Source organism: Microbulbifer mixtoriginis (SeqCode), assembly GCF_052467515.1.
Genome location: NZ_CP174314.1, coordinates 4223286 through 4245678, shown reverse-complemented (window position 1 = coordinate 4245678; position 22393 = coordinate 4223286). Strand labels below are relative to the sequence as shown.

Sequence of the window (22393 nt, the reverse complement as noted above, 5' to 3'; positions counted from 1 at the left end):
TCTTTGGTTGTCCAAATATCCGCCAACCTATCTATAACTGCAGGAAGCAAGGGTTAAGGTATGTCATATATCGTGGTATTTACTGGGGAGATTAGAGCACTTTTTGAGCGGCGAAAGGCAATATCAGCCCTGGGTAGCGAGTTTGGATTTAGTTTTACACAAATTAAAGCGCTTATGGCTAGCAGCCGCTCACAGCTTAGAAAGACTGCAGATCGTGCAGAAGCCTGTCGTTTTGTTCAGAAATTATGGGTGGCCGGTTGGCACTCCAAATTATTTTTGGACTCTGACTTGTTGCACTCTACTAAAGAATCCGTTGAGCGTGGTGCTTCTCATTTACCTGTGGTTATGGGAAAACTCCACTGTGAAGGCTCGCAGCTGCAACTGTGCGCACCGCGTAATTGGGTAGTTTGTAATAATTTGAATCCAAACGCTGAAATTCAGGCTGGTGATACCGAATTAAACCGGTACCTGATTGTATTGGAGCAAAAGAGAACTGAACTTCCCGAAGAGCTAAGCCTCACGGACTATGCCGAGGCTCAGATGCAGCAGTGTTTGAGCAAAGTATCTAATGGCAACCTTCTAAGTGGCCCACAAGTGCTAGAGCGCGATTGGCAAATGGGTTTGTTGTACGAGATGAGTGCTAATGTCGGCAAAGATTCGGTTCAATATATGGTTGTTTTTTTTCGCGGCAAAGAGAGTTTCTATACCCTTTTTCTATGGACCTCTTTGCAAAGCTTTGCACAAGCAAAAACAGAATTTATTCAGATAGTGGCAAGTTTTCAATGCTCTCCGGAAAGTGAGACTACCGCAGAAAGTAAGGCCTCAGCTGTAATTGCTGTGTAATCGGCTTGTCAGCGGCTGTAAAATCTAAAAAAATAACAAAAATTATTTGTTTAATATTGTGCGCTGTGCACTTTTTTTAAGGTATTGCGATTACATTGTGTCATTTGCCTTGATTAGATCTTTACAACGTGTACTCTTCTCGGAAATCTTCTTGAAGGAATTGATTGGGTAGAAGGGACTTTTTTCATGGCATTCCCAAATACAATAAATATCGAAGAACTCACGGCTCCTATTTCTTCAGAGAGCCCTGTCGGTGAGGATATTCGGGAGGATCGATCACCGACCTCTGATTACTACTCCATCAAAGATGCGCGAAATAGTGCTAGGGCCGCAGAGCGCTCGGCCATGTTTGATGACACAGATTCTGATCTGCTGGCCCCTTGGCGTGATGTGGCAAAGGCCGCAGAAAAGATTCTGACAAAGAAAAGTAAAGATCTGGAAGTGGCCAGCTGGTATACAGAGGCCCTAATTCGTCTCCATGGCTTTAGTGGCCTCAGAGATGGCTTTCTATTAATTGAGCAGCTGGTTACCAATTTTTGGGATGGCCTATACCCAGTTCCTGATGAGGATGGTATTGAAACTACGGTTGCACCACTGACGGGCCTTAATGGTGATGGCGGTGACGGTACGCTAATGATGCCGATCCGTAGTGCACCAGTAACCCCGGAGGGGGATTACGGAGATTTCTCTTTTTTCCAGCATCAGCAAGCCCGGGATGCAGATCGTATCGCAGATGAAGATGCTAAAGCGGCCCGCATTGAGACTCTGGGATATAGCCTGGAAGATGTAGATCAATGTGTGAACAGCGCGACTAATGAATGGGCTAAGAATCTGATAGAAACTATAGAAGCTACTATTAGCAGCTATAAAAATATCAATGATGCTTTGCGCTCTAGTTGCGGTCATGATGCACCGCCATCAACTAATATTTCCTCTCTACTGGATGAAGTATTGCGTACAGCGAGATTCATTTATAAGAGTCAGCTTGATGCGCTAGCACAGAATGAGGCACCGGAAGTAACTGAAGACACACAGAGTAACTCCCCCATTGAGGAAGCTGTTCCCAATGTGGCATCAACAATAGTTGCGAATGCTATTGCAGCACCCACCGGACCGGTTAGCTCCCGAGAGGATGCTCTTAAATTACTAGAACAGGCCGCGAAATATTTCCGTACCTACGAGCCACATACTCCTTTGGCTCCAGGGTTGGAGCGATTAATAGGCTGGGGTCGTATGACAGTCTCTGAATTGATGACTGAGTTACTACCAGATGAGCAGTCCCGAGCCCTATATTCCCAGTTGACAGGTGTTCGTCTCGATGGAACGGATACCCAACGTTATGTAGCTCCGCCGGTAACGAGTAATACCCCATCACCAATTCCAGCTGCATCTGAGCCAGCATCAACAGCCACTGAAGCTGCATCTGCAGCTGAGGATAGCTGGGGTGGGCAAGCACAAGAAGAAGCCAGCTCGGGTTGGTAATTAATTAAGAACAGCAGTCCCTAAATCTAGGAAGGAGACCTGAGATGTCTGAGAGTATCCACAATAAACTTAAGCGTGTGCGCAAACCACGTGTACATATAACTTATGATGTTGAAACCAATGGTGCGGAAGTTAAAAAGGAACTTCCCTTTGTTGCTGGTGTAATGGGCGACTACTCAGGGGATAACACCGAAAATCGCAAAGCATTGAAAGATCGTAAGTTTGTTCAAATTGATCGCGATAATTTTAACGATGTAATGACCAAGGTTAATCCAAAACTGAATCTTCAGGTGGAAAATACCTTGTCTGGTGATGGCAGCAAAATTGGTATTGATCTAGATTTCAATCATATGGATGACTTTTCTCCAGAGAAAATCGTCGATCAGGTTGAGCCGCTGAAACAACTCTTGGAAGCACGCAGTAAATTACGTGACCTTCTCAGTAAGGCAGACCGCTCTGAAGAACTAGAAAAAGTTTTAGAAGACATCCTGAAAAGTACGGAAAATGTCGGTGCTATTTCCGAGCAGTTGGGGTTGAACAAGGATAAAGGAGAGGACTCAGAATGAGCACAGAAGTAGAAAATATTGCGGAAGGTGAAGCTGAGGAACAATCGGTCAACCTACTGGAGCAGGCTATTGCCGCGACCAAACAAACAGAACCGCAGGAAGCCCAGGATCTGATCGCAAACCTGACAGAGCAGGTTTTAAAAGGAACCGTAACCTGGGACCGTAACCTTACCCAGACAATCAAAAAAGCAGTCAGTGCAATTGACCAGGCTATGTCTAAGCAAATGGCCGCTATTCTGCACGATGAAAAATTCCAGAAGCTTGAAGGTTCCTGGCGCGGACTGAATCACCTGGTGATGAATTCTGAAACAGGTGCAACCATGAAGATTCGCATGCTCAATTTGAGCAAACGCGAATTGTTCCGAGACCTGGATAAAGCAGTTGAATTTGATCAGAGCCAGACCTTCAAAAAGATTTATGAAGAAGAATTTGGTATTGCAGGTGGTGAGCCATACGGATGCATGATAGGTGATTTCGAATTCACCAGTCACCCTGAAGATATCGAGCTTCTGAGTAAAATGTCCAATGTTGCGGCAGCGGGTTTCTGTCCGTTTATTGCTGCAGCCGGTTCCGGTATGTTTGGATTTGATAACTTTACCGAACTGTCGAAACCCCGTGACCTCGGTGGAATCTTTGAGTCAGCTGAATATATTAAGTGGCGTAGTTTCCGAGATAGTGAAGATTCTCGTTTCGTTACTCTGGTTATGCCACGGACTCTGGCCAGAACTCCCTATGGCGCAAATACCAAGCCAATCGAAGCTTTTGACTTTGAAGAGTTTGAAGTTGATGAATCTGGAGTTTCACGCCCTGCGGACCACGACCAGTACTGCTGGATGAATGCCTCTTATGTAATGGGCACCACCATGACCAAGGCCTTTGCTGAGAATTCCTGGTGTACAGCCATTCGTGGTGCCGAGGGTGGTGGTAAAGTGGAAGGTCTGCCCTCACATATATTCAAGAGTGATGACGGCGATATGGACCAGAAATGTCCAACAGAGATCGGTATTACTGATCGCCGTGAAGCGGAATTGAGCGCTCAAGGATTCTTGCCGTTATGTCACTACAAGAATACCGATTACTCTGTATTTTTTGGTGCTCAAAGTGCGCAAAAACCAAAAGCCTATGACGACCCGGATGCTACCGCGAATGCGGCGATTTCTGCACGTCTTCCCTATCTGATGGCTACTTCTAGAATTGCCCATTACCTGAAAGTAATGGCGCGTGACAAAGTAGGCTCCTTTATGGAGGCTAGTGATTGTGAACGTTGGTTGAATAAGTGGATTACTCAATACACCAACTCAAATCCGGACGCAAGCCCAGAGATGAAGGCAAAGTATCCGCTTTCAGAAGCTCGAGTTGAAGTGAAGGAAATTCCAGGTCAACCTGGGTGCTACAGTGCTGTTGCCTACTTGAAGCCCTGGTTACAAATGGAGGAGTTGACCACCTCCATGCGTATGGTTGCCAATATCCCATCTGCCGGATAAAAACCTGTGCCCGCCTCGGAATAAGGGGCGGGCAATTTTTTGAAAAGTCTTCATCAAAGCTTTAAATTACTTGAAGCTGTCAGAAATGCTAATGGGAGTTTTCCGGTGCCCTGCGCAACAAAAAAAGAATTTACGGAAGATTATTTAGATATTTTGCCGGAAAATTTAGCGAGTGGAGATCAGGGTCAATTACAGCGTTTTTTACGCGAACCAGACGAACTATTCTCTTTTGAATACTGGTTAACAGAAATATGTCCTTGTCCAAAAAAGGAGAATTTTTCTGTTCGCCAATATTTGAGCCGTATTATTGTTGAGCTTGATGAGCTTATATGCGATCAAGTTAATCGAATTCTTCATAACCCTCGTTTTCAGCGTCTAGAGGCAAGTTGGCGTGGGCTATCGATGCTGGTATTTGATACACCACATTCAGACAATATTAAGATAAAACTGCTAGATGCCAGCTGGAAAGACTTGAGCAAAGATATGGAGAGGGCCCCAGATTTCGATCAGTCTGGACTTTTTCATTTAGTTTATAACGAAGAGTTTGGTACTCCAGGTGGAGAGCCCTTTGGTTTGTTAATGGGAGATTATTATATCTCGCATCGGCCGATGGCAGATCACCCTTACGATGATATTTTTACCCTGCAGGGCATAGCCCATACAGCCGCCGCCGCTTTCGCGCCATTTATCTGTGCTGCGACACCTCAACTTTTTGGCGTCGATCATTTTGATGATTTGGCCAAGCCAATTCGCTTCTCTGAGGTTTTTCGTCAAAAAGAATATATACGCTGGAATAGCTTGAGAGATTTAGAAGATAGTCGCTTTATAGCCATTACTTTACCTCAAGTGCTTATGCGCGAGCCCTATAGCCTAGAATTTTCAGAATATCGTGGGTTGAGATTTGAGGAACAGGTTAGCGGATCTCACAACCGGCGATATCTTTGGGGGAATTCCTGCTTTGCTATGGGGGCAGTACTGTTACGCGAATTCAGTGAAGTTGGTTGGTTTTCCCATATTCGCGGTGTTGCACGGGATCATCTTGGCGGTGGATTGGTGACTCAGCTGCCCACCCTGGCCTATAAGCCGGACAGTCGCCCCGGTATGGTTAAGATGACCACTTCGATTCTGGTTACAGATTTTGTAGAAAGGGACCTATCAGAACTGGGTTTTGCATGCTTGAGCCACTGTTATGACACGCCATATAGTGCTTTTAATAGTGTGCCCTCTCTTCAGAAAGCTAAACAATATACATCGAAAGCGGCTACGGCGAATGCGCGTATTAGTTCTATGCTGCAACAAATTCTTTGCGCCTCACGTTTTGCTCACTATATCAAAGTGATGATTAGGGATAAGGTGGGTGCCTATATGAATGCTGCTGATTGTGAGCGCCAGCTTCAGCATTGGTTGGACCAGTATACTACTGGGCGAGATGATTTATCCTGGGAAATGTTGGCACGTTACCCCCTGCGTGAAGCTCGAGTTCGTGTGGCGGATGAGCCTGGCAAAGTAGGTAGTTATCAAAGCGTAATTCATCTTAAAAGCCACTATACGGTTGATCATTTGGTCTCCGAGCTCAAGCTCACTACGGCTCTGGCAACGATAGGTGTTGGGGCTTCATAGAATTATGGCAAGAGAAAAAAGACTGTTAGCCCCAGTGCTAGATCGACTACTTGAATCATCTAGTAAAGTAAATGTTCACCAATCCCATCAGATTTTACGCCAGCTACGTGAAGGGGTTAGACGCGACCTGGAATATTTATTTAATACACGTTATCGCTGTATTTCACCACCATCTGAACTGCGGCACTTGGAAGAGTCAAATATCAATTATGGTCTGCCAGATCTGTCTACTGTCAATTTATCCTCATTAGACAGTCGAAAACAATTCTGCCGGGATATTGAGAAGACAATTTTACATTTTGAACCAAGAATTCGCTCTGTAAAAGTTACCACTCAAGATAAGGTAGATGTGGAAGATCCCAGTATACGTTTTCGTGTAGAAGCAGTATTGCATGTTAATCCTGCATCTGAGGTTATCGTATTTGACTCTGCCTTAAACCCGGTAACACAAATGGTAGACGTGTCTGAGATTATGTAATGAGTGAAAAATTAATAGATCTCTATGAGCGTGAGCTCGCATTTATTCAGCAAACATCCGCTGAGTTTGCCCGTATGCACCCTGCAGCTGCATCACGTCTGCAGTTAGATGCAGATACCGTAGATGATCCGCTTGTGGGGCGTTTGTTGTCTGGTTTTGCATATATGAATGCCAGGGTTCAACAAAAACTTAGTGATGATTTTCCTGAACTTACAGATGCAATGCTGGAAACATTGTATCCACATTATTTACGACCCATTCCATCATGTGCGATCGTTCAATTTGAACCGGATTCAGACCTTGATGCAATAACGCAGGTTGATGCAAAAACGTTGTTGGAAAGTGACAGCTTTCAGGGACAAACTTGCAGGTTTACAACTTGTTATCCGGTGGAAATTAATCCGTTTCAACCGGTCAGCGCAAGCTTAATGCCACGCCCGTTTATTGCTCCTGGTTGTAATGAGATTCAGGGAGCAAACGCCGTTCTTAAGCTCTCCCTTAAAGCTTTGAGTCCTGATCTGAGCTTTGCGGAGATGAATCCAGAAAAAATAAGATTCTTCTTGCGTGGTCAAGCGACACATGTGTATAGCCTCTATGATCTACTTTTAACAAAATGTGTAAAGCTGGTTGTGGCAAATGGAGAGAGTGATCCAAAACCGACTTTTCTATCCCCAGAGGATATTTGCCAGGTCGGGATGAATGTAGAAGAAGGTTTATTACCCTATCCAGATACAGCATTCATCGGTTACAGGTTGCTTACCGAGTATTTTGCTTTCCCAGAAAAATTTCTCTTCTTGGATATTGAAAATCTACAGGGGGCTTTGAATGATAGTTATGCAGACACATTGAACTTGTATTTTTATCTTTCAGAGACGCATGAGGAACTGGAAAAACAATTGGTTCCAAGTATGTTTGCACTCGGCTGTACGCCTGTTATTAATTTATTCAAGCAGAGTGCAGATCCTATACCGCTCACCCATACCCAGTATGAATATCATGTTATAGCAGATGCTCGTCGTAGCGATGGACTGGAAATATATTCTATTGATGAGGTGGCAGCCACAGACGGTGATGGCGAAACCACTAAATATAGACCTTTCTACGGGATTAAGCATAGCCAACACCACGCGGAACAGTCAGCATTTTGGTTCAGTCGGCGTCGTGAAGTTATAGAAGGGGAGCATCGCAATGAGCAGGCTTCCGAAGTTGATTTGAGTCTCGTTGATTTAGATTTCAATCCGCACAGGATTAATGATCAAACACTCGATATTAAATTAACTTGCTGTAATCGGAATCTGCCTAAGAAGTTACCCAGCGGCAACTCTCAACCTTATCTTGAAGTAGTTGATGGTGATGTCCCAGCGAAACGAATTAGCTGTGTTGTGGCACCAACTGCGACATTGAGGCCTCCGAGAAGAGAGCGAGGCTACTGGAAGCTGATATCACACCTGAACTTGAATCATCTCTCCTTATCTGGAAGTCAGGGATGTGATGCCCTCAAAGAAATTTTCAGACTGTATGATTTTAGGGATTCAGCCAGTACTCGTAATTTGATTGAATCTTTATTAAAGCTGAATACAAAACCCATTACTGCTCCTATCCAGATTGATCAAAGCGTCGTTCTTTGTCGGGGAACTGAGGTAGAAATTGAACTCGACTCGATGATGCTCACTGGCACTAGCCCTTTATTATTTGCCAGCATCATTGAACGTTTTCTTGGTTTATATTGTTCTATTAATTCATTTACTAAATTGATTGCTACGATGAGTGGCAGAGATGGAGAACTTAAAAGATGGCCACCTCGCGCCGGCGAAAAAGCTTTACTGTAATAGAGCGGCTGCGTCGAGAGCCCTATCATTTCGAATTCTATCAGGCGGTGCGTATCCTGGAGCGTGCTGTGTCTTTGGCGGATGGCGGATTTTGCGATGAACCTATTGCCAGTGCGGCTCCACCAGCGAAGGAAATGGTTCGCTTCAGCGCCCAGACCAGTTTATCTTTTATTGGGTCAGACGTTTTACGTCTGGAAAAAAAGACCAGTAATAATATAGAAATACAAGATAAAGAAGTTAGTCAATGGCATATGGAGGTTGGCTTTACTGGTCTTATAGGGAGTCAGGGTGTAATGCCCTACTACCTGACGGAAATAGTTCAAAAAGAGCTCAGAGAAAATAATACCGCTCTGCGGGATTTTCTCGATATGTTTAATCACCGTCATACTTCGCTACTTTATAAAGCATGGCATAAATACCAATTGCCTGTGAACTATGAACGCCAGCGTTTACGCAATGAAAGGGTTCCAGATATTTTTACACAGGCGATTGCCTCTTTGGCGGGCCTGGGTACTAGCGAGATGCGCTATCGATTGCCAATTCCCGATGAAGCTCTTTTGGGTATGGCAGGCCATTTGGGGCAGGGACGTTGCTCTGCAGCTGCGCTGACCAGCATGATTAAGCATTTCTTTGGTTTGGATGTCGCTATAGAGCAATTTCAGGGGCAGTGGGATGAATTACCGAAAGACATTCTCTGTCGCCTGCCTTGTGATGAAGCTCCCAATGGAGTAAATAACTGTCTAGGGGTAAACACAATTCTGGGTACGCACTGTTTCCAAGCTCAAAATAAATTTCGAATAGTCATTGAACCAATGGCTTATGAACAATTTATGACTATTGCCCCGGGAACTCAGAAACTGGAATCGCTTAAAGCCTTTATCAAACTAAGTGCAGGGATTGAGTTGGACTTCGAGCTATCAGTATCTTTACCTGCGCAACAAGTTTCGCCTGTTCAGTTAAACAAAAAATCTGATCATGAACCTCTTTTAGGGTGGAATACACATATGGCCAGTGAACAGGAATCAGCAGAACTCATACAGATTACCTTAAGTGCTGAAAATATGTCGCCTGATGAAGCCTTGCCAGCAGCATAATTGTTCATTAACAATAATTTTTAAAAGGATCTTTTTACTGTGATAAATATCGATTTGAAGCGGCTTGTTGATACCATGACACCGCATATGCGTGATTCTCTTGAAGGCGCAGCCGGCCTTTGTTTATCTCAAAATCAATACAATGTTGAACTTGAGCACTGGCTGCTTAAATTATTAGATCAATCAGATACAGACCTTTATCACTTACTGGAAAAACATGACTGTAATCCGGCAAATTTTGCTAAACAGCTTGCCTCCTCTATAGCTGGATTCCGCTCGGGAAGTAGCCGACCTCCTGCACTATCTCCGACAATTGTCGAAGCGGCAAAGAATGCCTGGATGCTGGCGTCTATCGACTATGGGCACCGTGCAATCAGTTCTGGACACTTCCTCGCAGCTCTGCTGTTGGAAGAGACTTCACGTCGACAAATTCAAGAATCTTGTCCAGAGCTTAAAAATATAGCGCCTGAGTCTATTCGTGAAACTGCCCGGGCGATGTTTGGGCAAAGTGGTGAGTCGAGTCATATTGGTGCAGTCAGCGCAACTGATGATGGCGCTGCTGCCGTAGTGGCCGCCGCTAGTAAAGCGCCAGCTCTCGATAAGTATACCGTCAACCTGACTGAAAGAGCGAAGAAGGGGGAGATTGACCCAGTTCTAGGCAGAGATGAAGAGATTCGGCAGTGTATTGATATCCTCACTCGTCGTCGACAAAACAACCCGATTCTCACTGGTGAGGCAGGTGTTGGTAAAACAGCCGTAGTTGAAGGTTTTGCTTTACGAATTGCCAGTGGAGATGTACCTGAGCCTCTACGTGGTGTAGCAGTTCGGACGCTGGACCTGGGCTTACTTCAGGCCGGTGCTAGCGTAAAGGGCGAGTTTGAGAATCGTCTTAAATCTGTGATTCAAGAGGTCAAATCCTCCCCAACGCCTATTATTTTGTTTATTGATGAAGCTCACACCATGATTGGTGCAGGAGGTAAGGAAGGGCAGGGGGATGCGGCCAACTTACTTAAACCCGCTTTAGCGCGAGGTGAGCTGAGAACATTGGCAGCCACGACCTGGGCTGAATATAAGAAATACTTTGAGCGGGACCCTGCTCTGACTCGGCGTTTTCAGGTTGTAAAAGTTGAAGAGCCCAGTGAAGCAAATGCCATTGATATGATGCGTGGAATTGCCACTACTCTTGAAGCACACCATAAAGTACGCATACTTGACGAGGCAGTTATTGCTTCGGTTAAGTTATCCCACCGCTATATTCCTGGGCGTCAACTACCTGATAAATCTGTAAGCTTGCTGGACACCGCCTGTGCCCGCGTGGCCCTGAGCCAATCAGCTACTCCTGGCGCTATTGAAGATGCTCAAATTAATATTGAGCGGACTAACACAACGCTTGCTAAGTTGGAACGTGAAAATGCAGCGATGGGTGAGCACGAAGAACAGCTGACAGAACTGAAAGAATTCAAGCTGACTGAAGAGCAGAGATTATCCTCATTAAAACAACAGCTTGTTCAAGAAAATGAGCTGATTGAACAGATACAAAAAATTCGAGATCAAATTGACTCCGAATTTATGAAAGGAAAGAGTGAAAATCTGGAGCCCGATTCAGCGCTTTTAGCTGACTATCAGCAACAATTGAAAAGCCTGTCTGCAGAACTTGAAGTAATACAAGGTGATACACCTTTGATGCAGCCATCTGTTGATGAGCAGGCTATCGCTGCGGTGGTTGCCAACTGGACAGGTATTCCCGTTGGGAAAATGGTCAGTGATGAAATCGTAGCTGTTAAAACTCTGGCTGGGCGACTGAACAAGCGCGTGATTGGTCAACCCCATGCCATCGAGGCCGTTGCTCAGGCAATTCGTACTTCACGGGCAGGATTGACTGATCCACGCAAGCCAGTTGGTGTATTTATGTTTTGCGGCACTAGTGGCGTGGGTAAAACTGAGACTGCATTGGCTTTGGCTGATGAGTTGTTTGGTGGTGAACAAAACATCACTACGATAAACATGGCTGAATTTAAAGAGGAACACAAAGTATCTATGCTGCTAGGGTCTCCTCCCGGATATGTAGGGTATGGGGAAGGAGGAGTTCTAACCGAAGCTGCTAGGCGTAAACCTTACTCCGTAATCCTACTGGATGAGATGGAGAAGGCCCATCCCGGCGTACAGGATATTTTCTACAACCTGTTCGATAAAGGTACCATCAAAGATGGTGAAGGGCGTGATATCGACTTTAAAAATACCGTTATCATTATGACCTCTAACGCTGGTGAGGATGCTATTAGGGCTATATTCAGCCAGGTAGAGGAAAAGCCAGAACCAGATGTACTGCTAGATAATATACGTCCCCAATTACTACAGAAGTTCAAACCAGCGTTTCTTGGCCGTGCTAATGTTGTTGCCTACTATCCTCTGGATGACGAGAATCTGGTTGAGATTTGTAAAATCAATATGCGTAAGATTGAGAAGCGTGTTCGTGAACACTATGGCGCTTCTTTCTCATATGATGAGGATGTACTTATCAATATTGTGGCGCGTTGCCATGAAGCAGATACTGGAGCCCGCAACATTGAGGTAATTCTAAATAAAACTTTACTACCAGAATTAGCCAGTGAGTGCTTAGATAAAATGGCGAAAGGTGAAGAGGTTAAGGCAATTAAAGTGTCTGCGACTGAAGAGGGTGATTTCGCTTATAAGGTAGAATAACCTGGAAATTAGCCCAGTAGTGCTAAACTCCTGGGCTATTCATGATGTATCCAATACCTTAATCAAAAAACGCTAAATGAATTCATTTAATTTATATTGGTTTTTATCTGTTTTGGCGTTGTGTTTGGATACAATTCCTGAAAAATATACAAGTGAAGCTTCATAAGCTATATGGGCTATTCAAATAATTTTCTTACTGGGGAATTTAGTACATTTTTCTATGTTTAAAGGGGTGCCTAAGGTTTTTTGCTTTGTGCGATAGCTTAATTCACCTGTCCAATGCTGCCATATTTTCTTCGTCTAGCTATACCATGTTCAACACGAATAGTATTTTCTGAAATTGTCAGTGGGTCATTAGGTAGAACATTGTTGTCATCGCTTAGGCCCCCTACATTAGCTAGCTCTTCAAGTAGAATTCTTTCAGTTGCTACCCAAATCCAGCCTTGGGTTCTCGTAGTAATAACATTATTTGGGTTGCTGACGGTTCTATTGAGATCTGGAATTCTAATGCTTGCCCCGCCAGTATTTACTCGAGCCCTAAAGAATCGTGATGGTTGGGTTACTTGAACATTATGTAGCATGTTTTGACGCTCATCTACTAAGCAAGTAATTTCAGTTGCGCCACTTAAATAAACTCCACGATTTATTCGATCAGCGTGGCCGAGCTCATGTGCCAACGTGATAAAAATAGGGCAAGCACCGCCATCAGTCACGGTGCCATTTTGATTGAGGTTTGTGGTAGTCTGAACTGTGTTATTCCAGTGGACACATGCACTGGCTCCTGTGCTCATTACTTTCCCCATGAAACCTTGATCGTGTTTAACCAGTGGGACGTAATACTTAAAGTTACTCCATACCCTATCTTTTAACCACTTATCTGGAACTGCCGCTAATCCCGCACTTTCAGTTATTCTTGTATCATGTGGGCTGGCAATAATCCGAGAAACAAGGGTTGCACTTTGAGGTAGCTGTAAGAGTGCATTGGTCATACCAACACCCCGTGTAATTCGAGTAACCGTACGAGCACCGAAGTGATATTTTTCTGCAGAATATGCTAGGGCATTGGCTTGCCCAAGAAGAACAGTTAAAGCGTTTCTAACTTGATTAATAAATGCAACATTGGTTGAATCAATACAGAGTCCCATAAAATCCTCCTTTTATGGTTGTTGATTGTCATAAAGCTATGGCTCTTATTTACTTCAATAGGAAAGTTTGTTGTCAGCCAGTAGATTTTCACTTTTGGGTATGAATGTATGTATTTGTAGTTGACTAAGCGGTTCTTCTCGAAGTAAAAGATTATAAATACGAAAAACTAATCGAGATATTTTTGGAGCAACTTAGACATAAAAGACCTTATACTTAATTGAGTTGTATTATATTTTTGGCTTTTATGGTCTTTTCTAATTTTTTTAATTTATACTGCTAATTTGCACGTCATGACAAACAGAGTTTGTCTTATAAGTGTTATTAAATAAATTTATTGTCCCTTAAATTATTTTTTTGCTCTTATTTAAGTTAAGCAAAGGCCACTGTGAGTGGTTAACCACCAATTAATACTGTTGGACAGCCAATAACAATCTTCCCTCCATGTCCAGTTGTATCCCCCATACGGGCAGCTGGTTTTTTTTGTAGCATTACGGTAGTGCTACCCATAGCAACAGTGTCTGGTGGTCCCACACAAGTACAAGTGCTGCCAACAGTTGCGGATGGCATGCCGCCGATGATTACTGTTGGAGCACCTGGGCTGAGAATAGGGCCACCTACATGAGGTACCGTACCAGTAACCATGGGGCATACATGCATATCGGTGATACGTGAAGCTGGCTTGCCCATAACTTAATCCTTCACTCTTCCATTGCCGCCGCGGGCCAGATCCAGACCCTGTTTCATATAGCGGTCAAAGCGTTTGGCGGGGTCTACTGGGTCAGATAAGACTGCTGCTAATGTAATACTGCCAGCCACTGCGTGCGCATAGAGGTGTTCTGGCGGTTCAACCACAGGCTCGCCTTCGGCTGCGAGGCTGCCGTGACACCAGCTGGCAGCTGTTGCTGCCCAGCTTGCGGGCGTCTTGTGTTTGGTTTTATCACCCAGTGTTTTACAATTTAATCGCGACTCCTCATTGGGTTTTTTAGCCCAGGTTTCTGCTGCGATCAGTGCACTAACGTTGTCTTCGTCAGTCTCAGGACTTTGTATATCGCGTGCCGCAAGGCAGGCCCACCATACCGCTTCTCGTTTTGGCAGTCCGTGGGCTAGTAGTTTTATTGCATCCGGATAGAGGCCAGCTTCTATCAGTTGGTTAATGCTAACTTCAGGTGCGGTATCTGGCACCAGATGCTCTTCCGCCTCCTCGCTAACCTCAAAATTCTTAAGGAGCTCAGCTGCAGTTAACGCTTGTACTTTGATCAGGTCGGTCATCTGCTGTTTAATCCCATCAATTGATCATGGTAACGCCACCTTTTAAGGTAAGCATACCACCGCCCTTAACTTCAGCCGTCGCGTCTCCTTTGCAGGAGAGCATTGTTCCTTTGATGGTAATACCTGCCGGCGTTAGCTTGATACTGCTGCCACCAACCTTTAACTCAATTGAAGCCTTGGAGGATATCTTGATTGCCCCCATAGCATCGGTTGTTTGGGTGCCTTTACTCACCTTAAGGGTATGGTTGCCTGAACCGATAGTGACAATCTGGTTGCCCTTATTGACATTGAGTTTTTGGTCCCCTTTGGCAATGGTGACAACTTCGCTACCATCCGTGACGGTAACACTGCGATCCTGTTTGATTTCTAGTGTTTGCTGGTTTTCAATTTTGCCGGTTTGATCGTTATGGATCACAAAGTTATGATCCTTGCCAGCTTCCATATAAATTTCTTCATTGCCACCCTTGTCATCAAACCTAAGCTCATTGAAAGTGCTACCTTCATACTCGGTTTTCCATCCACTTTGGGTCGCTGTGTAGTTGGGTCCAGGGTTGTCACCGTTATAAACCGCCCCGGTAATCAATGGCCGATCCGGATCGCCATTGATATAGGTAACAACGACTTCTTGGTTAACTCTTGGAACAAAATTCGCGCCCCAGTTCTTACCAGCAAAGGACTGCATTACCCTTACCCAGCAGCTGTTCTGTTGAGAATTCCAGGGGAATTTAACTTTGAGCTGTGTATAGGGATCCTGTGAGCTGTCTGAAGCTGTGGCCTTGACCTCTAAAACTCGTGCTACCTGTGGTGAATGGATTTTTTTCGCACATACATTGGGCTGCGGGCGTGGCATTACCGCAGAAGGTATACAGCTAAAGGTGTTGTGGAAGTGGGTATCAATACCATTTCCATCTGCTGCAGAAGTATGCACTGAGGTAATAAGATATTTGCCCTTTTCAGAAGATAATGAGTGATCGAAATTGAAACGACCGCCTGCAGTAAAGGAGGGGCAATCACTGCGACCGTGGCTTACATCAAAAAGTGCTTCTTGCGCTTCCATTGCTCGTTCGGCAAGTGCTTTGTGATAGCTGTCTGTAAATTTGTGCTTGTGCTCACCATCAACCTGGAAATGGTTTAAGCCATAGAGGCCGCGCATATAATTTGCAACATCATTAAGTTGGCTAGTCGTTTTTACCTGCTGCTTGTTGTCTTTAGTTGCTGTGTACTCGCTATAATCTTTAAGCTCAAACCCACCACCGTGATAGTTGAAGTTTCTTCTCCAGCTACTTATGGTATTTTTGGTTGGATGGCTGCCTCCACCGTCATACTCAATGTCAGCGCTTTCACAATCATAAAAGTCTTGAGAATCATCGCAAAGAACGAGTTCGTGCTGTCCTGTGGAATGCTTGAAATAGTAGGATATGCCTTCTTCAGCCATCAAGCGATTGATAAAATCAAAGTCGCTCTCGTCAAACTGAACACAATATTCACGGGTAATATACTCAGCATTTAACTTTAACGTGAGTTTTATTACTCGGCTATATTCTCCCAGAACCTCTTCTAGAATCTGCTTGGCAGATTTGTTTTCAAAGACTCGGTTGCTGCCGGCTAAACTGGTAAACCACAGACCCGGTTGCAAAATGGCGCTATAACTGCGTACACCCTCAGCATTAACATCATGTAGAGAGAACTGGGTAACATAACCATTGATATGGCGAGGTGTTTCAGAGTGGTGAATGGAAACTGTTACCGGTTTGCCAACAATATCCTTTTGTTCAATAGCATGGTCATCAGAAAGCAATTGCACTTCATAGCGGAAAAGCTTAGATATATGCTCTTCGCCTTGCAGGGTCGTAGCAATTAGCGCATCTGTGCCAACCGGGCTATCGACCGTAATCATTCTTTTATCTTGATTGAGTGTAGCCATGGGCAGCCCCAACTATCCCTACGGTGCCTGAAAGAAATGAGAAACTAGCAGATTTGCAGATCTTTAGCTGAAAACTCAATGAGCATTCAGCTAAAGACCTGTAGACAGCCCGCAGAGATTCTGCAGGCCATCTTATCCCAAAAGGGTATAGACCTATTACAGCGGAGTAGCGGTAGTGAGGTCGTATCCAACACGCATGTTTTTGGGGTTCTTGTTGGATTTGTCTGCGTGATTGAGGTCAGCCTCAATCTTGGCAAAGCTCAGGGAGATGGATTCCTGAGGTGCGCCGCCAGCAGAAGCGCCGATGCTGTAAGAGGAGATCAGTACGTTTTCCAGCTTATACACAGCGTACTTTTCTACAGAGTTAGCGCCAGTTTGTACAACGTGGATCTCAACAGGTACGCCTTCGTCACCAGTTACGGAAGCCTTAAACAGGCCACCAGATGCAGCGTCAATACGCTTGGTGAAGGTAACTTCGCTCAGGCTCGGACGAGAAGCTTCACGGTTGGAGGTAGCGCCGGCTTCCATAGTGATACCGCGACCAACACCAAAGTTGAAGCTGTCAACTTCGATCCAGTCTTCGTAGCCCTTGGCAGTAACGTTACCCTTAGTGGCGAGGCTGTTGAAGTTCATGTAAATAGCCATGGGAAATCCCTCTTTGTTGGCTTGAGATATTGGTGGTTAGTTCCTTACTACCGCATTAGTGCGGTAACTCAGATGGTGTCGCAATGACAACTGAGGTGATTTAAACAGAGTGAAATACAAAAAAAAACCGAAATTTCAGCTTATAAAATCGACTCTGGCACTAATTATCCAGGGGAGTATATTGATTGCTGGAGGTATGCCGTCTGCGCTTATTCGACTCTGACACTAATTAATTTTCTATTGAACAGAAAAGCTTGATGTCAAAAAAAATGAGTATTTGAGGAAAAAATATTAAGAATTGTTAACGGAATCACGTTAATAAAATATTTTAAGTTAGGGATTTTCTTTTGTCAGGTGAGCTTGTAAGAAGGTGTAATTATTTGTCTTCAGTATCAGTTTCTCTTCTGAGTCTGTAATTGTCGAGTAGTTTTTTCAAAACGGTATATAGTCAAATATATTTGCTTACCTGTTCATTGTTGCCTAAAAGGCTGTTCGATATACTTTGCCCCTTATTTAGCTTGACAACCTGCCCGTAGCAATATTTTGTTACGGTCTTTGGATGTGTCGAAAAGCTTTCCCATGGAGGCGGAATTGAACGATAAGACACGTGTTGTTCGGCCGAACGGCAATCTGCCCGGACCGGATCAATCTAAAAAGGGACTGACAGATGATGGCGACGTAACCGTCGTTGTTAATCAGGACTCCACTGGGAAAAATGATCACCCTCCGGTGCGGGGTGCGCAGGCAATACTGCCCTCTGCTGCATCTGGGTTTAATCCAGATGCAACAGTTTTTAGCCCTGCACCTCGAAAGAATACCGGCCAAAAGAAAGAGCTGGGCCAACTTTCTGGTGGAATTTCTGCAAACCCTATTGATACTTCTGACTCTTTTGAGCCATTGCCATCTGGCGCTGTAACCAAAACAGTGATCAAGGGGCGATTTGAGCTAGATAAGCTCCTTGGGGTTGGCGGTATGGGAGCTGTTTATAAGGCACTTGATCGCCGTAAGCTGGAAGCGAATGACAGCGAGCCTTATGTAGCAATCAAGCTGTTAAATGATGATTTCCAGAAACATCCTGATGCCTTTATTTCCTTACAGCGCGAAGCGCGTAAGTCACAAACGCTGGCCCACCCCAACATCGTAACGGTTTACGATTTTGACCGCGATGGTGATAGGGTCTTTATGACCATGGAGTTTCTCGAGGGTGCACCGCTTGACAAACTCCTGCGAGAGCATGCGGATGTTGGGCTGGAACCCGAAAAGGCGCGCTCAGTTTTTTCTGATATTTCCCAGGCCCTCATTTACGCCCATTCCCATAAGATCGTCCATTCCGACTTTAAGCCTGGCAATATCTTTGTTACCAGTAAGAAAGGTGCGAAGGTTTTTGACTTCGGTATTGCTCGAGCCGTATCTGAAGGGGGGATCGCCAATAAAACTGGCGAGACTACGGTTTTTGATGCCGGCAGTCTGGGAGCTTTGACGCCCGCCTATGCCAGTTACGAGATGCTGAAAGGGGGGGAGCCCGCTCCATCTGATGATGTCTATGCCCTGGGCTGTGTGGCCTACGAGCTATTTTGTGGCCGGCATCCTTATGACAAGGTTCCCGCCGACAAGGCCTTAGAAAAGAAGCTACGCCCGAAACGTATCAGGGGGTTAAATCGACGGGAGTGGCGTGCTCTTGAGGCCGCTCTGCAGCTAAAACGAGAAGATCGTACTGACACAGTAGAAAAATTTGTTCAGGCATTTTTTGTCAGCAATACCTGGAAGTGGGTATTAGGTGGGGCTTTCACCATGGTGCTTGTAGGTGCTGGGGTGGGCTATAGCCACTTGGAACAGCAGAATACAGCTGAGCAAGAAAGAGTAAAGATTGAGCTTGAAAAGAAGCTCCAGGAAGAGCTACTACAGCGGCGAATCAGTGATAAAAAAGAAGCGATTAATCGTTTGGTGTCACTGAGTATCCTTACTCCAGCCTGGGAAAAGGACCTTCGCTTGGAGCTTCATGAGTATTCTGAGCTTAACCCCAGCGATGAAGAATTTCTCGATAATAAACGCCGTGAAATTTCGGAGCTGTTTCTCGCCGCGGCTACCGGTCAGTTAAACCTGGGTAATCTGGATCAAGCGGATTCCATGCTGGAAAGCGCTGCCAGCTGGTATGGCGTATCCAGCCAGGCTGTTGCGATCAAATCCCAGCTGGCTACGGATAGAGAGAACCTGCGAGCTCGCTTGGAGGCTGAGCGCCTAGAGGCAGAGCGTGAGGCTGAGCGCATTCGTCTTGCGGAAGAACGCGCTGAACGCCGACGCTTGGCCTCTATTAAAAACAGGCAAATCGACACTGTTCTGGCCAATATGGAATCCACACTTACCTGTGGCTTTGATATGAATGTCGCCGCTGTGGGAGCGCAGTTATCTCAGCTGGCAGGGCTAGATAGTGTTAAAGCCAGACAGATTCGTCCGGTTGTTGGTGAAGAGCTTAATAACTGTGCCACCAAATTGGGTGCTGAAGACCCACTAAGGACAGAGGCTCTAGTCGATGAGTTCAGGGCGCTCCTGCCTGGTTATCAGCCCCTCAAAGAATTCAAGCTGGATTTTTGTGGACACCTAATCCCAGGTAGCGGTGGCAGGGGAGATCGCTACAGCTGTCGCGATCGTCTTGCAGATGGTACCAAGGGGCCAGCAATGGTAGTGGTTCGAGGTGTGAGTGGTCGGCCCTTGGCAGTTGGAAAGTATGAAGTAAGTAACCGAGACCTCGAGCACTATTGTAGTGCAACCAAGCAATGTGCAGCCATCGATATCGCCGCGGGCGATCTGCCAGCCAATAACTTAACTCTTCAAGATGCAGAAGCGTATATCAGCTGGTTATCCGATGAGACGGGGTACCGTTATCGCCTCCCATCAGAGCAAGAGTGGTTTGCGGCTGCCAGTGCTAATGGCGAGGAAGAGGTTGCAGATCGCAACTGCCATTTAAAGTATGGCGGTATTGAGAAAGGGGTCGAGTTGGTACCAGCCCAGGACGGATCGACAAACAGATTTGGCCTAGTGAATGCTGTGGGCAATGTTCAAGAGTGGGCGAAAGGTACTGACGGGGAGTTACTTGCGCTTGGCGGTAATCGACAAGACCCCATGAGCCGTTGTCTCGCTACATCCAAAAGGTTGCATGCAGGACTCGCAGATGAATTAACAGGCTTTCGCATCGTTAGAGATGTGAATTAATAAAAAAATACGCCTTTTCTAGCCATGTGAAGGCTGGATTCGGCCAAATAAATATGAGTAATTTGGGGGAGTTATGCTTGGGCTTGGAAAAAGTAAGCTGGCGCTATTTGTGGGCGCAGGCTTCCTGCTATCAAATTTGCCTGTTTATGCTCAAGACGAGGGTTCCAGTTTTCGCAGTCGTGTAAAGCAGGCTTTTGACCAGGATACGCCAACAGTTAATGAGGCGGACGTAACCAAGGACTTCCTGCAGCGCACCTATGAAGCGGAAGATCCAAATTTGAATACTGAGATTCCAGATATCTCTCAACGTAATCAAGGCCCAAGAATTACTGTAAAAGAGTTTAAGTTTCATAGGTTAGAAGAATACCCAGATTTTGGTATTGAACGTGAAATTGTCGAAGAGATGGCAGAAAAACTTCGCGTCAAATTTATGAAAGAGGATAAAATCCTCGCTAGCGGTTATACGGTTGATAACCTAGAGGAGTTAGCAGTTTTATTGGGTAATATGCAAGCCCAATTTAATCCAGGTGGTTTGGGGCCTGCTGAACTCAAAAAACTCGTCAGTGTCATTGAGAAGCAGAATAAAGAGCGTGGTTTGAGTTACGCTGATCTGGAAGAAATTGCTGCGGAACTGACTAATTTTTATCGTCGCCAAGGACTTTTTCTCGCTCAGGTACAAATTCCTGCCCAAGATGTTGAGGATGGCGTTGTAACTCTGACGGTTCAAGAGGGATTGTTGGGGCAGGTCGCTGCTGAGGATAATAAAGAATATGCTCTAGAACAGCTGGCTAAGCCCTTTGAGAAACAAAAAGGTAAGCTAGTTAATCACGATAATATAGAAGAGGGTCTTTACCTTCTAAATGATCTGCCAGGCTTAAATGTTACCGGCTATTTTAGTGCAGGTGAAAATCCTGGTGAAACTAAGCTCAACTTGAAAGTACGCGATGCGTCTAGCTGGAAAACTTCATTTAGGGTGGATAACCACGGATCAGCTTATACTGGTGACCAGAGATTTTATACAACCGTAGACTGGTTAAACCCTTTGGGTATTGGAGATGCACTTACCATTGGCTATTTGAAATCGACTAATGTTTCCGATTTTGATTCGGACTTCGGTTCTGATCTTGGCCAGTTAAGATACAGCCTTCCACTATTTGGACCGCGCACTAGGCTTGAGTTAACAGCAGATTACAATGACTTTGTATTGCGTGATGTTGAGGATCCAGATAACCCTGTAAATGTGCTCGATATTCATGGTGACAATACCAGTTACGCGCTTACAGTGGATCATAAATTTCGTCGTTCTAGGGGTTTCAACTTGACGGGCTCTTTTGGACTCACTGATAAAAAGTCCAATCTACGTGCAATTACCAAATTTGATGAGCCTGGAGATCATGTATACGGCGGTGAACTAGGTTTTTACATGGACCACCTCTCCAGTGGTGCTATTTCCATGCTTAATATATTGAGTACCAATATTCAATATGGGGAGCATCAAAGGGAACTTGAAGGTAAATTGCAAGCAGCGCGCGGTGACCATTTTACCAAAGTGTCTTTAAATAGTAGCTCACTACTATTTTTGCCGATGCCGTTCACTAATGATCAGTCTCGCCTAATAATTAAAAGCCGTATACAGCAAAGCGATAATCCCCTGCCTGCGTTTGAGCAGATGTCCTTGGGGGGGGCTAATGGAGTTAGAGCCTTTGATGTACGAGACTTTTCTGCTGATAGGGCCGGACTTTTATCTGCCGAATGGTATCCCAGTTTCCCCGAAGTGGTGAACCCTATCTTATTTGGTCAGCGCCTAAACGATATGATGCAAATTGCGTTATTTGCCGATGTGGGTTACGGCATTGTGAATAACTATAAATCAGGGAAAGAGGATGACTGGGCCAGGCTTGCCGGAGGTGGTCTGCTGTTTAAGTTTACCTGGAATGAAATCTTCTCCAGCAAAGTATCAGTCGGTTGGCCTATTGAAAAAGCCTCTTCCATCGAAGGTACTGGTGAAGATATAGATCAGCCTATGGTCTATGCCGATTTTTCCATTTTTTATAACTAATAATTCAGAATATCATCGATAGCTGAAGCTGACCTGACCGC

At 45.1% G+C, this 22393-nt stretch carries 16 protein-coding genes; 11 read left to right on the top strand and 5 right to left on the bottom strand.

Going from position 1 to position 22393, the window contains the following annotated elements:
• The first annotated feature begins 60 nt into the window (after positions 1-60).
• The 9 genes from ACJJIT_RS18245 to tssH all read left to right on the top strand — a co-directional run bounded on the left by ACJJIT_RS18245 (position 61) and on the right by tssH (position 12099).
• A complete protein-coding gene (locus ACJJIT_RS18245) occupies positions 61-843 on the top strand; it encodes a hypothetical protein (RefSeq protein WP_444883477.1) in 783 nt (260 codons plus the stop codon).
• Positions 844-1029: 186 nt separating this feature from the next.
• A complete protein-coding gene (tssA, locus tag ACJJIT_RS18240) occupies positions 1030-2325 on the top strand; it encodes a type VI secretion system protein TssA (protein ID WP_444883478.1) in 1296 nt (431 codons plus the stop codon).
• A gap of 44 nt (positions 2326-2369) precedes the next feature.
• Positions 2370-2891, top strand: coding sequence for a type VI secretion system contractile sheath small subunit (gene tssB / locus ACJJIT_RS18235; RefSeq protein WP_252084227.1), 522 nt, complete (start codon positions 2370-2372; stop codon positions 2889-2891).
• A complete protein-coding gene (gene tssC, locus ACJJIT_RS18230; protein WP_444883479.1) occupies positions 2888-4375 on the top strand; it encodes a type VI secretion system contractile sheath large subunit in 1488 nt (495 codons plus the stop codon). The genes tssB and tssC (ACJJIT_RS18230) overlap by 4 nt, the downstream gene beginning before the upstream one ends.
• Positions 4376-4480: 105 nt before the next feature.
• On the top strand, positions 4481-5995 hold the full coding sequence (gene tssC / locus ACJJIT_RS18225; protein WP_444883480.1) for a type VI secretion system contractile sheath large subunit: 1515 nt from the start codon (positions 4481-4483) through the stop codon (positions 5993-5995).
• Positions 5996-5999: 4 nt separating this feature from the next.
• Complete coding sequence (tssE, locus tag ACJJIT_RS18220) at positions 6000-6473, top strand: type VI secretion system baseplate subunit TssE (protein WP_444899256.1); 474 nt, start codon at positions 6000-6002, stop codon at positions 6471-6473.
• On the top strand, positions 6473-8302 hold the full coding sequence (gene tssF / locus ACJJIT_RS18215) for a type VI secretion system baseplate subunit TssF (RefSeq protein WP_252084231.1): 1830 nt from the start codon (positions 6473-6475) through the stop codon (positions 8300-8302). The genes tssE and tssF overlap by 1 nt, the downstream gene beginning before the upstream one ends.
• Complete coding sequence (tssG, locus tag ACJJIT_RS18210) at positions 8266-9396, top strand: type VI secretion system baseplate subunit TssG (RefSeq protein ID WP_444883483.1); 1131 nt, start codon at positions 8266-8268, stop codon at positions 9394-9396. The genes tssF and tssG overlap by 37 nt, the downstream gene beginning before the upstream one ends.
• 39 nt (positions 9397-9435) lie before the next feature.
• Complete coding sequence (gene tssH, locus ACJJIT_RS18205; RefSeq protein WP_444899255.1) at positions 9436-12099, top strand: type VI secretion system ATPase TssH; 2664 nt, start codon at positions 9436-9438, stop codon at positions 12097-12099.
• 263 nt (positions 12100-12362) lie between these two features.
• On the opposite strand, the gene ACJJIT_RS18200 is transcribed toward tssH, so the two are convergent.
• The 5 genes from ACJJIT_RS18200 to ACJJIT_RS18180 form a co-directional block, all read right to left on the bottom strand.
• Positions 12363-13244 carry a hypothetical protein gene (locus ACJJIT_RS18200; RefSeq protein ID WP_444899254.1) on the bottom strand — a complete coding sequence of 294 codons (882 nt, stop codon included), beginning with the start codon at positions 13242-13244 and terminating at the stop codon, positions 12363-12365.
• Between the two features lie 394 nt (positions 13245-13638).
• A complete protein-coding gene (locus ACJJIT_RS18195; protein WP_152450772.1) occupies positions 13639-13932 on the bottom strand; it encodes a PAAR domain-containing protein in 294 nt (97 codons plus the stop codon).
• A gap of 3 nt (positions 13933-13935) precedes the next feature.
• Positions 13936-14514 carry a DUF6931 family protein gene (locus ACJJIT_RS18190; protein WP_444883486.1) on the bottom strand — a complete coding sequence of 193 codons (579 nt, stop codon included), beginning with the start codon at positions 14512-14514 and terminating at the stop codon, positions 13936-13938.
• Between the two features lie 16 nt (positions 14515-14530).
• The gene (locus ACJJIT_RS18185; protein WP_444899253.1) at positions 14531-16438 is read right to left on the bottom strand and encodes a type VI secretion system Vgr family protein; all 1908 of its coding nucleotides are present in this window, start codon (positions 16436-16438) and stop codon (positions 14531-14533) included.
• Between the two features lie 156 nt (positions 16439-16594).
• The gene (locus ACJJIT_RS18180) at positions 16595-17083 is read right to left on the bottom strand and encodes an Hcp family type VI secretion system effector (RefSeq protein WP_252084237.1); all 489 of its coding nucleotides are present in this window, start codon (positions 17081-17083) and stop codon (positions 16595-16597) included.
• Positions 17084-17674: 591 nt separating this feature from the next.
• Between ACJJIT_RS18180 and ACJJIT_RS18175 the strand changes: the two genes are divergently transcribed.
• The gene (locus ACJJIT_RS18175) at positions 17675-20293 is read left to right on the top strand and encodes a bifunctional serine/threonine-protein kinase/formylglycine-generating enzyme family protein (protein ID WP_444887820.1); all 2619 of its coding nucleotides are present in this window, start codon (positions 17675-17677) and stop codon (positions 20291-20293) included.
• Between the two features lie 73 nt (positions 20294-20366).
• A complete protein-coding gene (locus tag ACJJIT_RS18170) occupies positions 20367-22352 on the top strand; it encodes a ShlB/FhaC/HecB family hemolysin secretion/activation protein (protein ID WP_444887821.1) in 1986 nt (661 codons plus the stop codon).
• Positions 22353-22393: the final 41 nt, after the last annotated feature.

Excerpts from the sequence above, each read along its gene's own strand:
- tssC (WP_444883479.1), top strand. The coding sequence starts at position 2,888 with ATGAGCACAGAAGTAGAAAATATTGCGGAAGGTGAAGCTGAGGAACAA.
- ACJJIT_RS18200 (WP_444899254.1), bottom strand. The coding sequence starts at position 13,244 with ATGGGACTCTGTATTGATTCAACCAATGTTGCATTTATTAATCAAGTT.
- tssA (WP_444883478.1), top strand. The coding sequence starts at position 1,030 with ATGGCATTCCCAAATACAATAAATATCGAAGAACTCACGGCTCCTATT.
- tssF (WP_252084231.1), top strand. The coding sequence starts at position 6,473 with ATGAGTGAAAAATTAATAGATCTCTATGAGCGTGAGCTCGCATTTATT.
- ACJJIT_RS18245 (WP_444883477.1), top strand. The coding sequence starts at position 61 with ATGTCATATATCGTGGTATTTACTGGGGAGATTAGAGCACTTTTTGAG.
- tssB (WP_252084227.1), top strand. The coding sequence starts at position 2,370 with ATGTCTGAGAGTATCCACAATAAACTTAAGCGTGTGCGCAAACCACGT.
- ACJJIT_RS18190 (WP_444883486.1), bottom strand. The coding sequence starts at position 14,514 with ATGACCGACCTGATCAAAGTACAAGCGTTAACTGCAGCTGAGCTCCTT.
- ACJJIT_RS18195 (WP_152450772.1), bottom strand. The coding sequence starts at position 13,932 with ATGGGCAAGCCAGCTTCACGTATCACCGATATGCATGTATGCCCCATG.
- ACJJIT_RS18180 (WP_252084237.1), bottom strand. The coding sequence starts at position 17,083 with ATGGCTATTTACATGAACTTCAACAGCCTCGCCACTAAGGGTAACGTT.
- tssG (WP_444883483.1), top strand. The coding sequence starts at position 8,266 with ATGGCCACCTCGCGCCGGCGAAAAAGCTTTACTGTAATAGAGCGGCTG.
- tssE (WP_444899256.1), top strand. The coding sequence starts at position 6,000 with ATGGCAAGAGAAAAAAGACTGTTAGCCCCAGTGCTAGATCGACTACTT.
- ACJJIT_RS18185 (WP_444899253.1), bottom strand. The coding sequence starts at position 16,438 with ATGGCTACACTCAATCAAGATAAAAGAATGATTACGGTCGATAGCCCG.
- ACJJIT_RS18170 (WP_444887821.1), top strand. The coding sequence starts at position 20,367 with ATGCTTGGGCTTGGAAAAAGTAAGCTGGCGCTATTTGTGGGCGCAGGC.